The sequence below is a fragment of the Gammaproteobacteria bacterium genome (assembly GCA_037388465.1).
Classification (GTDB): domain Bacteria; phylum Pseudomonadota; class Gammaproteobacteria; order SpSt-1174; family SpSt-1174; genus JARRKE01.
In genome coordinates this window covers 1-10,221 of the sequence record JARRKE010000100.1, presented here as the reverse complement: position 1 = coordinate 10,221, position 10,221 = coordinate 1, and the positions used below count along the sequence as shown (strand labels likewise).

The 10,221-nt window shown below is 60.8% G+C and carries 12 protein-coding genes; 6 read left to right on the top strand and 6 right to left on the bottom strand.

Features of this window, described 5'->3' with window-relative positions:
- Positions 1–85 precede the first annotated feature (85 nt).
- The gene (locus tag P8Y64_13110) at positions 86–502 is read right to left on the bottom strand and encodes a DNA polymerase III subunit chi (protein MEJ2061404.1); all 417 of its coding nucleotides are present in this window, start codon (positions 500–502) and stop codon (positions 86–88) included.
- An 8-nt stretch (positions 503–510) separates the two neighbouring features.
- On the bottom strand, positions 511–2,016 hold the full coding sequence (locus P8Y64_13105; protein ID MEJ2061403.1) for a leucyl aminopeptidase: 1,506 nt from the start codon (positions 2,014–2,016) through the stop codon (positions 511–513).
- A 121-nt stretch (positions 2,017–2,137) separates the two neighbouring features.
- Here P8Y64_13105 and lptF point away from each other — a divergent pair, with 121 nt between their 5' ends.
- Both lptF and lptG read left to right on the top strand, forming a co-directional pair.
- The gene (lptF, locus tag P8Y64_13100) at positions 2,138–3,232 is read left to right on the top strand and encodes an LPS export ABC transporter permease LptF (protein MEJ2061402.1); all 1,095 of its coding nucleotides are present in this window, start codon (positions 2,138–2,140) and stop codon (positions 3,230–3,232) included.
- Entirely contained in the window at positions 3,229–4,293 is a 1,065-nt protein-coding gene (lptG, locus tag P8Y64_13095) for an LPS export ABC transporter permease LptG (protein MEJ2061401.1), read from the top strand. Before lptF ends, lptG begins: the two co-directional genes overlap by 4 nt.
- 24 nt (positions 4,294–4,317) lie before the next feature.
- Here the strand turns inward: lptG and P8Y64_13090 are convergent, their stop codons facing one another.
- The gene (locus tag P8Y64_13090; protein ID MEJ2061400.1) at positions 4,318–4,737 is read right to left on the bottom strand and encodes an RDD family protein; all 420 of its coding nucleotides are present in this window, start codon (positions 4,735–4,737) and stop codon (positions 4,318–4,320) included.
- 164 nt (positions 4,738–4,901) lie between these two features.
- Here P8Y64_13090 and P8Y64_13085 point away from each other — a divergent pair, with 164 nt between their 5' ends.
- The 3 genes from P8Y64_13085 to P8Y64_13075 are packed head-to-tail and all read left to right on the top strand — an operon-like array spanning position 4,902 to position 6,001.
- Positions 4,902–5,258, top strand: a complete 357-nt coding sequence (locus tag P8Y64_13085; GenBank protein MEJ2061399.1) for a DUF2173 family protein — start codon at positions 4,902–4,904, stop codon at positions 5,256–5,258.
- Positions 5,259–5,316: 58 nt separating this feature from the next.
- Entirely contained in the window at positions 5,317–5,655 is a 339-nt protein-coding gene (locus tag P8Y64_13080; GenBank protein ID MEJ2061398.1) for a DUF2173 family protein, read from the top strand.
- A gap of 10 nt (positions 5,656–5,665) precedes the next feature.
- On the top strand, positions 5,666–6,001 hold the full coding sequence (locus tag P8Y64_13075) for a DUF2173 family protein (GenBank protein ID MEJ2061397.1): 336 nt from the start codon (positions 5,666–5,668) through the stop codon (positions 5,999–6,001).
- Between the two features lie 568 nt (positions 6,002–6,569).
- On the opposite strand, the gene P8Y64_13070 is transcribed toward P8Y64_13075, so the two are convergent.
- The 3 genes from P8Y64_13070 to mobA are packed head-to-tail and all read right to left on the bottom strand — an operon-like array spanning position 6,570 to position 8,954.
- A complete protein-coding gene (locus P8Y64_13070; GenBank protein ID MEJ2061396.1) occupies positions 6,570–7,820 on the bottom strand; it encodes a molybdopterin molybdotransferase MoeA in 1,251 nt (416 codons plus the stop codon).
- A gap of 2 nt (positions 7,821–7,822) precedes the next feature.
- Positions 7,823–8,350, bottom strand: coding sequence for a molybdopterin-guanine dinucleotide biosynthesis protein MobB (gene mobB, locus P8Y64_13065; protein ID MEJ2061395.1), 528 nt, complete (start codon positions 8,348–8,350; stop codon positions 7,823–7,825).
- Positions 8,340–8,954: a molybdenum cofactor guanylyltransferase MobA gene (mobA, locus tag P8Y64_13060; GenBank protein MEJ2061394.1), complete on the bottom strand. Its 615-nt coding sequence runs from the start codon at positions 8,952–8,954 to the stop codon at positions 8,340–8,342. The genes mobB and mobA overlap by 11 nt, the downstream gene beginning before the upstream one ends.
- Positions 8,955–9,172: 218 nt before the next feature.
- Between mobA and P8Y64_13055 the strand changes: the two genes are divergently transcribed.
- Positions 9,173–10,221, top strand: a 1,049-nt coding sequence (locus P8Y64_13055) for a nodulation protein NfeD (protein MEJ2061393.1), incomplete at its 3' end; no start/stop codon positions are given.

The following is a 10,221-nucleotide window of genomic DNA, read 5'->3' as shown; positions in this document are numbered from 1 at the left end:
TGGTCGAGCGAGAACTGCGGCTCGCCGCGCTGGACGACCTCGGTCAGCAGCGGGATGTCGCCTTTACCCTTTTTCTTGCGTCCGATCATAACTTCAGCTCGTGATGACGCAGAGCATAGCCCCGATCGCGGTAAAAGCGGTAGCGTTCGCGGCCTGTTTCGCGGGTGCCTTCATCCAGGACCTCGGCGACGCGCAGGAAACGGGAGAAAAAGGCGGGCACGTCCGCGGCGAGGTTGATCAGCACGTCGCATTCCCCTTCCGGCGTGTGGGCGTGATTGATGGTGACCGGCGTGCCGGGGTCGTTGCCGATTTCGTGCGGAACGAAGCTGCCGTCCTGGAAGGTCCACAGCAGGTCGTCGAGCTGTTCGCTTTGCGGCGGCCCGGCTGTATGAATATGGATGCGGTGGCCCAGGCCGTAGGCCTTGGCGGCCAGCCGGCAGACCATGACCAGGCGGCCATCCGGGCGGGAGGACTGGATCAGATAAAAGTCGATCTCGGTCACTCGAGGCCTCAGCGCCGCGCCTTGCTGCCCAGCCGTTCCAGCAGGTAATGCACCAGCAGCGGGACCGGACGCCCGGTCGCGCCTTTCTCGGCGCCGCTTTTCCAGGCCGTGCCGGCGATATCGAGATGCGCCCAGCGATACTTCTTGGTGAAACGCGACAGGAAGCAGGCGGCGGTGATGGTGCCGGCCGGGCGTCCGCCGATGTTGGCGAAGTCGGCGAAATTGCTCTTGAGCTGTTCCTGGTAGTCGTCCCACAGCGGCAGTTGCCAGAGGGGATCGTTGGCCGACTTGCTGGCGGCCAGCAGGTCGTTGGCGAGCGGGTTGTGGTTGCTGAGCATGCCCGAGGCGACGTGGCCCAGGGCGATGATGCAGGCGCCGGTCAGGGTGGCGATGTCGATGACGGCGGTAGGATTGTAGCGCTCGATATAGCTCAGGGCGTCGCACAGCACCAAACGGCCTTCCGCATCGGTGTTGAGAATCTCGACGGTCTGGCCGGACATCGTGGTGACGATGTCGCCGGGGCGGCTGGCCCTGCCGTCGGGCATGTTCTCGGCCGCCGCCACCACGCCGACCACGTTGATCGGCAGCTGCAGCTCGAGCACGGCCTTCATGGTGCCGAACACGCTGGCGGCGCCGCCCATGTCGAATTTCATTTCGTCCATGGCCTCGGAGGGCTTGATGGAGATGCCGCCGGTGTCGAAGGTGATGCCCTTGCCGACCAGCACCACGGGTTTGTCGTCCTTTTTGCCGCCCTGGTATTCCATGGCGATCAGCCGGGGCGGCTGTTCGCTGCCGCGCGCCACCGCAAGCAGGGCGCCCATGCCGAGTTTCTGCATCTCCTTTTCGTCCAGTACCTCGACCTTCAGTTTGCGGTATTTGCGCTTCAGCAGCTGGGCCTGTTCGGCCAGGTAGGTCGGGGTGCAGATATTGGGCGGCAGATTGGCCAGGTCGCGGGTCAGGCGCATGCCGGAGGCGATGCCCATACCCTCGCGGGCGGCCTGTTCGCCCGGCGTGAGATCACGCCGGGTGTCGACGGCGATGACCATGCGGCGCAGCGGTTTGCGCGGATTGCTCTTTTTGCTCTTGAGCTGATCGAAGGTGTAGAGCTCGGTTTCGGAGGCGAGCACGGCCTGGCGGATCTTCCAGGCGGTATCGCGCCCCTTGAGGTTGAGTTCGGTCAGGTAGGAGACGGCCTCGGTCGCGCCGCCCTTGTGTACGGCGCGGGCGGCGCCGGCGGCGATTTTCACGAAGCGGCCTTCGGTCAGCTCCCGCTCCGGGCCGCATCCGACGAGCAGCACCCGGTCGCAGAGGGTGTTGGGCAGGTTGTAGAGCCACAGGGTCTGGCCCAGTTCGCCTTCCATGTCTCCGCGGCGCAGGAGGTTGGAGATGTAGCCCTCGCTGACCTTGTCCAGTTGGGCGGCGGCCGGCGTCATTTTGCGGGATTCGTAAATGCCGACGATCAGACAGGCGCAGCGCTGTTTTTCGGGATTACCACTCTTGATTGAGAATTCCATAGTGCGTGCTTTGCAGGCTGGGAGAGGACTGGGATAATTCTTTTTTCTGCCTTTGCGGCAACGAGCCTGTATTGTAGGCAAAACCCACGTTAATGGCACGCAGCCGAGATTCTACCGATCCATGCAGGTTCTGACCCGATATTTGCTCCGCGAGGTGACAATCAGTCTTCTGGGCGTGGTCTCGGTGTTGCTGTTGATCATCGTCGGCAATCTGCTGGCCCAGTTGCTGGCGCAGGCGGGCACCGGCATCGTGACCACCGACGCCTTGCTGCCGCTGTTGGCGCTGAGCAGCGTGAAGGCGCTCATACAGCTGACGCCGGTCTCGCTGCTGATCGCCATCATGCTGACCATGGGCCGGTGGTATCGCGACAGCGAGGTCTATGCACTGCATGCCGCCGGTATCGGCTACGGCCGCCTGTACCGGATGCTGTTCCAGATTGGCGTGCCGCTCTCCCTGCTGCTGGCGTTCGCGTCCCTGTATCTCATGCCCATGCTCGACCGGCAGTTCTGGCATATCCGCGAACAGGTGGCGCAGCGCTCGGAACTGGTCGGCATCGAACCGGGACGCTTCATTCAATCCAAGAGCGACAATCGGGTGCTGTTCATCGAGTCCATTTCCAAAAATGCCGACCGCATGGGCAACGTCTTCATCTATTCCAATGTGAAGGGACGGGACGAAATCGTCACCGCCAGCGAGGCGAGCCAGAGCGTGAAGGCCGGCGGGGCGGCCCGATTCCTGCGCCTCGAACAGGGGCATCGTTACGAGGGCGTGCCCGGCGAGGGGAGCTTTACCATTACCAATTTCAAGGACAGCCGGGTGCGCATGCCCGCACCGCCGGCGGTCACTGAAGCTGACCGGCTGGATACCACCTCTACCGAGGCGCTGTTGAAATCGCACGACCCCCGCGATCAGGCGGAACTCCAATGGCGGCTCGCCATCCCCATCTCCACGTTGATTCTGACGCTGCTTGCTCTGCCACTCAGTTACGCAGCGCCCCGCCAGGGCCGTTTCGGCAAGATGGCGCTCGGCATTCTGGTGTACGTGATTTATGCGAACCTGATTCTCCTGTCCAAGTCATGGATCGCACATGAGCGCATGCCGGAATGGGTCGGTATCTGGTGGGTGCACGGCGTTATGTTCCTGCTGGCGCTGCTGCTGATCGTCCATCGTTACAGTCTTGGGTGGCTGCTCAACGGCTGGAGAAAAGCGGCGTGAAGATTCTCGACCGTTATCTGGCCCGTACGATCACGGTCGGCACCCTCGTGGCGTTGTTCATGCTGGTCTCTCTGGATGCCATGTTCGCGCTGGTGAATCAAATCGGCGACATCGGCAAGGGCAATTATGATTGGCTGCATGCCATTCTGTTCGTTGCGCTGGGTATGCCGCGGCGTATGTACGAGCTGTTTCCCACCTCGATGTTGCTCGGCAGCCTGCTCAGTCTCGGCACCCTCGCCAACCACAGCGAACTAATCGCAATGCGCGCCGCCGGCGTTCCGATCGCGGGCATCGTCCGCTCCACGCTCAAGGCCGGCCTGTTGCTGATGCTGGCAGCCATGACACTGGGGGAGTTGGTCGCCCCGCATGCCGAGGCCTACGCGCAGCGCATGAAGACCGAGGCGCGCAATGCCAACGTTTCGGTACAGGGTCTGGGCAACCTGTGGGCCAAGGATGGCGACCGCATCCTGCACGTACAGTCCGTGCTGCTCGATCACCGGTTGCTGGGCATCAAGGTTTTCGTGCTGGGTCGGGACATGACGCTGAAGCAGAGCATTTCGGCGCGTTCGGCGCGTTACGACGACGGAGAATGGACGCTGGACGATGTCAGACGCAGCATCATCACCCCCACCGGCGTCACGGTGGAGACCCGTCCCAGCGAACGGTGGAAGCACCTGATCTCCCCCGAACTGTTCAGCGTCATTGTCGTCGAGCCGCAGCAGATGTCCGCCTGGGCGCTGGCCCGCTACGTGGCGTATCTGCGCGCCAACCGTCTGGACGCCCGTCGGTACGAATACGCCTTCTGGTCGCGGTTTACCGTGCCGCTGTCCAGTCTCGTCATGCTGCTGCTGGCCATGCCATTCGTGTTCGGTTCCCAGCGCAAGACCGGTTTCGGGCAGCAGTTGTTCGTTGGCATCATGGTCGGACTGGGTTTTTATCTGCTCAGCCGGCTGTCGGGCAGTTTCGGGCTCGCCTACGGCCTGTCGCCCTTCCTGAGTGCGGCGAGTCCCTTGTTGTTGTTCCTGGCGGCCAGCCTAGTCGCCCTGCGGCGGGTACGTTAGACGCGCCGCCGTACTAAAAATCCGCTAAACCCGTTCCAGGTGTGTGTGCGACAGAATGTCGTGCAGTGTGCGCGACTTTTCGTCGAACAGCGCCCAGAGGAAGCCGATCCCGAAGATGGACAGCGAAACCGCCGCCCAGGCAAAGCGCTGTGCGGCCCGCTTCCAGTCCAGCGGGCCGCCCGCGTCGGTCACCACCCGCACCTGCCACGTTTTCATGCCCAGGGTCTGCCCGCCGTTGACCCAGAACCAGCCGATAAAGGCGAAGGTTACCAGGGTCAGATAGAAGGTCATCGCCGGGCCGTCGAAGCGATGACCGGCCAGTAATTCGACGATCAGCACCGCTACCATCCAGATGGCGATCAATAAAAGCGTGTCGTAAAACATGCACAACAGCCGGCGTGCCAGCCCTACGTATCGGGGCGATTCCTGAGTCAATTCATTCATTTTCAAGGCGGTTTTTTAATGAGGGAAAGGTCGGGGTGCGAAGTGTGGCATACCACGGATTTGTGTGTTAAATAACATTAAAAAGAATAATAGCTACATAGCTAATAACTATATCAGTAAAAAATTATAAAGACTCACCCACCACAAACCACTGAGGAGCGTCCATGAGCCTGATATCAGAGCTTATGTCTAAACCGGGCGTGATCGCTGCAGGGGAGTATTCGTTTCGTGGCGATCGCTATTCATACGAAGGTCAGTTGGAAGACGAAATGGCGCGTATGGCTTCGATCATGTGCCGTGCCACAAGCCTGGCCGTACGCATGGAAAGTTCCATGCTGGGATCGTTGAATCCCGGAAACGGTCTGGCGGATGCAAGAGGCTGGGCCGTTCGAGGGCCGAAATTCAGCGTTTGTGTCGTTGCCAATACGTTCTGTTTTCTGGACAGTGCCAGCGGATCGCTAAGCGACACCCTCAAGCTGATGCTCGACGAGCTCAAAGATGCGCATTACGAAATGATCTAAAAGACAGCGGGCTGGTGATCTGTCTGACTACCATACTAAAGATTGGGAGATAACAACGATGGCTGACCTTGACAAACTTTTGACCCTTCCTGGCGCGCTGGCTGCTTTTGAATACTCCGATCGAGGCGAGCTGACGGCCCATAAAGCCGCTTCCGGCAGCAATCTTGACGAAAAGATCCTCGACCTCGCGAGCCACGTGTGCGTGGCGAACCTCTCCATTGCAACCATGCAGGCGCGCGGCTGGGAAGGTGTGACCGGCATGAAAGGGTTTTATCCCATCGAGGGCTTCACCATGGTCGGCGTGGACTGGACCACAGTATGTTCGGGAGGGAGCGGCATCGTGATGGAGAACAGCAAGGCCGACATCCAGGCCGCTTATAACGCGCTCGAACAGTAAGGAGGGCGCAATGATCAAACGCATACTGGCAATGGATGGAGTGCAGGTTGTGGCGAAGTTTCGCGACGACGGCGAATTCCTGGAAGGTTACGGCATGCTGGATGAAGACGGGATGCGCCAGCTGACGACCTTCGCTCACGGGTATAAACGGCTGACGCAGGGTAACTCTGATCAGCTGTCCATGTTCACGAGATTGAGCCAATGGACGCCGCCATCCGGATGGATCGTGCGCGGTGCGAAATTCACGGTTTGCTCTGCGGGCAACGTCGTTTGCATTCTGGAGAATGAGGATGCCGCATCGCTCAATGATGTGATGCAGGAAATGGTGGATGCCTCCAGGGCATAAATCAAATTCTCATCGCTTTATAAAAAATGCCCGGCAAAAGCCGGGCACTTTTTATGTGCAGCAAACGATCAACTTGGATGAGTTGCGCATATTTTAACTTGCCGGTGTCATTAATTTGAAAACAAAAAATATACTCCTATAATTCACTTGACTTTAATGCGCAGGAGCAAATCATGCCAAGAGTTAAGAAATCAGCAAGCAAGAAACGTACTCGTCGCGCGGCAACGAAAAAAGCTGCTGCCACTCGTTCGACTGCGAAGAAGAAGGCAAGGGCCACTACGGCGGCAACGAAAAAGAAAGCCACTCGTCGCGGTCGGCCCAAGACTAAGGCCAAGACCAAGAAGACGGCCGCCAAGAAAAAAGCTACCGCACGTTCGCAGGCGGCGGCCAAGCGTCGTGAAGCTGCGGCACGTGATCGTCAGCTGAAGGCGGATTTGCGTGCCAAGGCCACCGCGGCGCGTACTGAGCTGCGTGCAGTCAAGGCGGATGCCAAGGCGCAGGTCAAGGCCGTCAAGGACGAAACGCGCGCGGAAGTGGCGCGTCTGAATTGCCTTTCGCTTTGTCTTAGTTACAGCAGTGCGTCGAGCGGAATAAAGTCGACCCGTTCTCCGGCTGCCACGTTCCCCTGTTCGCGCGGAAGCTCTATCAGGCAGTTTGCGCGGCTCATGGAGCTCAGGACGTGTGAGCCCTGCAATCCTGTCGTGGAAACGTGAACCTTGCCGTCGTCGGCCATCCGGTAAATACCGCGTTGAAAATCGGTGCGCCCGGGGCGCTTTTTGAGGTCGGTATCCAGCATGGCGCTGAAGCGAGGTAATGGCTGCGGCTGCGTGCCGGCTATCTTGAGCAGGGCCGGTCTGACGAACAGCAAAAAGGTCGCCATGACCGATACCGGGTTACCGGGCAGGCCCAGGAAGGCGGTATTACCCAAATGCCCGAAAGAGAGCGGACGTCCGGGTTTCATGGCGATTTTCCAGAATCCGACCTGGCCGAGTTTTTCCAGTGTGGTCTTTATGTAGTCGGCTTCGCCGACGGAAACCCCGCCACTGGTGATGACCAGATCGGCGTTTTCCGCGGCCTCCTTGAATGCCGCCTCGACGTCCTCTTTATCGTCCCTGACGACGCCCATATCGATGGTTTCCACCGGCAGGCGTTGCAGCATGGCGTGCAGGGTGTAGCGGTTGCTGTCGTAGATATCACCCTTCTGCAGCGGGCTGCCTATCCCCTTGAGCTCGTCGCCGGTGGAGAAATAGGCCACCGTCGGTCGACGCAGGACGTCGACCTCGGCGATGCCCAGCGATGCCAGCAGGCCGATATCCGCCGCGTTTACGAGTCGCCCGCGTTCCACCACCGTGTCACCGGCCCGCAGATCCTCGCCGGGGTGACGCACGTTGTCGCCGGGTGTATGACCGGCGCCGATCTCGACGAAGTCTCCGTCACGCGTGGTGTTTTCCTGCATGATGACCGTATCGGCGCCATCCGGCATGACAGCGCCGGTCATGATGCGTACGCATTGCCCGTCACCGACTTGCCCGTCGAACGGATGGCCGGCGAAGGAGGCCCCGGCGACTTGCAGCCTGGTCTTGCCGGTGGAGGGAAGATCATGGGCACGTACGGCATAACCGTCCATGGCCGAATTCGAATGGGCGGGGACATCCGCGGGAGCGGCAACGTCGTGCGCGATCACGCGGTTCAGTGCCGCGCGTATCGCTACGGTTTCGCCGCTGTCGACGACGCGTACGTCGTTGACGATGCGTTCGTAGGCCTGTTCGACCGTCAAGGAATTGGGATCGAATTCGTCGCAGCTGGGTGGTTGTGGCATGGTCAGCGATTGATCAGATTACGGATGATGAAGGCGGCGATATCGGCGGGTGCGTTGATGTCGAGCACCGGCAGTTCGGTCGTTTCGGTCAGCGGCGCATCGGTGGCGACGGCGATGATGTTCGGATCCTGGGGGAAGAACAAAGGCTTGCCCACGACGGCGCGATGCAGCTCGATTTTGGGGATCGCGGCCTGCTTGAAGCCCTCGACCAGAATCAGGTCGTAGCGTTCCGGGTCGAGCTTGTCGATCAGCGTTTCGATTTCCGGTTCGGCTTCGGTCGGGTTCTCCGTCATCAACGCCCAGCGCCGGCTGGAGGCAATGAGCATTTGTTCGGCACCCGCCTTGCGCAGTTCATAGCTGTCCTTGCCCGGTTTGTCGATGTCGAATTCGTGATGTGCGTGCTTGATGACTGCAATGCGTAAACCCTGTTCCCGCAGCAGGGGGAGCAGGCTGACCAGCAAGGTGGTTTTGCCGGTTCCGCTCCAGGCGGCGAAGCCGAGCAACGGGGGCGTGTGTCGTTCAGGTGCCATAGTGATAGCCGTGAAATTCGTCAGGCGTGTTCAGGTTGATGAAGCTGCCCGCCGTATCGGAAAAATCGACCTGAATGTGTTTCTGGTCGGTCATCCAGCGCACCGCTTTGAGTTCGCCCCTACGCACCGCATGTTCGAGGTTTTCGCGCAGGGAGACATCGAGCAGCGAGAATAGCGGCTGGAGCCGCACCCCGTCATCGGGCAGGGCGATGCGGGCCGCGTTTTCCAGCAGCGGCGTTTTCAGACGCGCCACCAGTTGCCGGGAGACGGCCGGGCTGTCGCAGGGGACGAGCTGAATCAGCCCGTCATCGATTTGCCGCATGGCACTGAGCAGGCCTGCCAGCGGACCGGGATGACCGTGTACGACGTCCGGGACGACGCGCAGGTTGTAACTCGCATAACGATCGAGGTTGCGGTTGGCGCTGATGACGACCTCGTCGACCTGGGGGCGCACCCGTTCCAGTACGTGTTCGACAAGCGGTCTGCCGTCCAGCGCCAGCAGCCCCTTGTCCTGGCCATGCATGCGGCTGCCGCGCCCGCCCGCGAGGATGACCGCCGTGACGCGTGCGGACGGGTTGGATGCAAGGGTTGTAACCACGCTCATGCTATAGTCAGTTGAAATAAAACGGCAGTATGCAGGATGCATTCTAGCAGGCCGTTGAAAAACGTAGTGAGGACGCGGAAATGCAGGGCGCACGGCGCGCAGCGGCCGAAACATATCAAGCAGACAGGTGTGGCAGCGGGTACTGCACAAACCGGCAGGTACACGCCGCCACCGCTTTCCAGCCGCCGGTGCGGGTATTGCACGCGATCTGGCGGCTCATGCTGGCGTTGCTTGTCGGTGGCCTCGTCCTGGCCGTGCCGGCGCACGCCGGGAACGGCGGCACGGCCTGGGTGCTGCAGATCAAGGGTGCCATCGGCCCCGCGACCAGCGACTATGTCGAGCGCGGGCTCGGCAAGGCCGCCGAAAACGGTGCCGAACTGGTTGTTCTGCGTCTGGATACCCCCGGCGGGCTCGACAGCGCCATGCGCGAGATCATCAAGGCCATACTGGCTTCCCCGGTCCCCGTTGTTTCCTACGTCTCACCTTCCGGCGCCCGCGCCGCCAGTGCGGGCACTTATATTCTGTATGCCAGCCAGGTGGCCGCGATGGCCCCGGCCACCAATCTCGGCTCCGCCACGCCGGTTCAGATCGGCGGGTTGCCCGGCGTCCCCGACGAAACGCCCGCCAGGAACGGCAAGGACAAGTCGGAGCAGGGCGAGAAGGGCGCTATGCACCGCAAGGTCGTAAACGATGCAGCGGCCTATATCCGCGGGCTCGCCGAACGCTATGGGCGCAACGCGGACTGGGCTGAAAAGGCGGTGCGCGAGGCAAGCAACCTGTCCGCCGAAGAGGCCTTGAAGCTCAATGTGGTCGATCTGATCGCGGCGAACATTCCGGACCTGCTCAAGCAGCTGAACGGCCGCAAGGTGGTGATGGACAGCGGGACGCGCGTCCTGCATACCGAGAATCTGACTCTGCACGAATATCAGCCTGACTGGCGCAGCCGACTGTTGGCGGTTATCACCGACCCGAACGTGGCCTATCTGCTCATGCTGGTGGGGATTTACGGCCTGTTCTTCGAATTGGCCAATCCCGGCAGCATCTTTCCCGGCGTGGCCGGTGCCATCTGCATTCTGTTGGCGTTGTATGCCTTCCAGGTGCTGCCGGTGAACTACGCCGGTCTGGCGCTGATCATTCTCGGCATCGGATTCATGATCGCCGAGGCCTTCGTCCCCAGTTTCGGCGCCCTGGGGCTGGGCGGCGTGGTGGCGTTCGTCACGGGATCCGTGATATTGCTCGACGAAGGAAATCTGGGTATTTCCCTGCC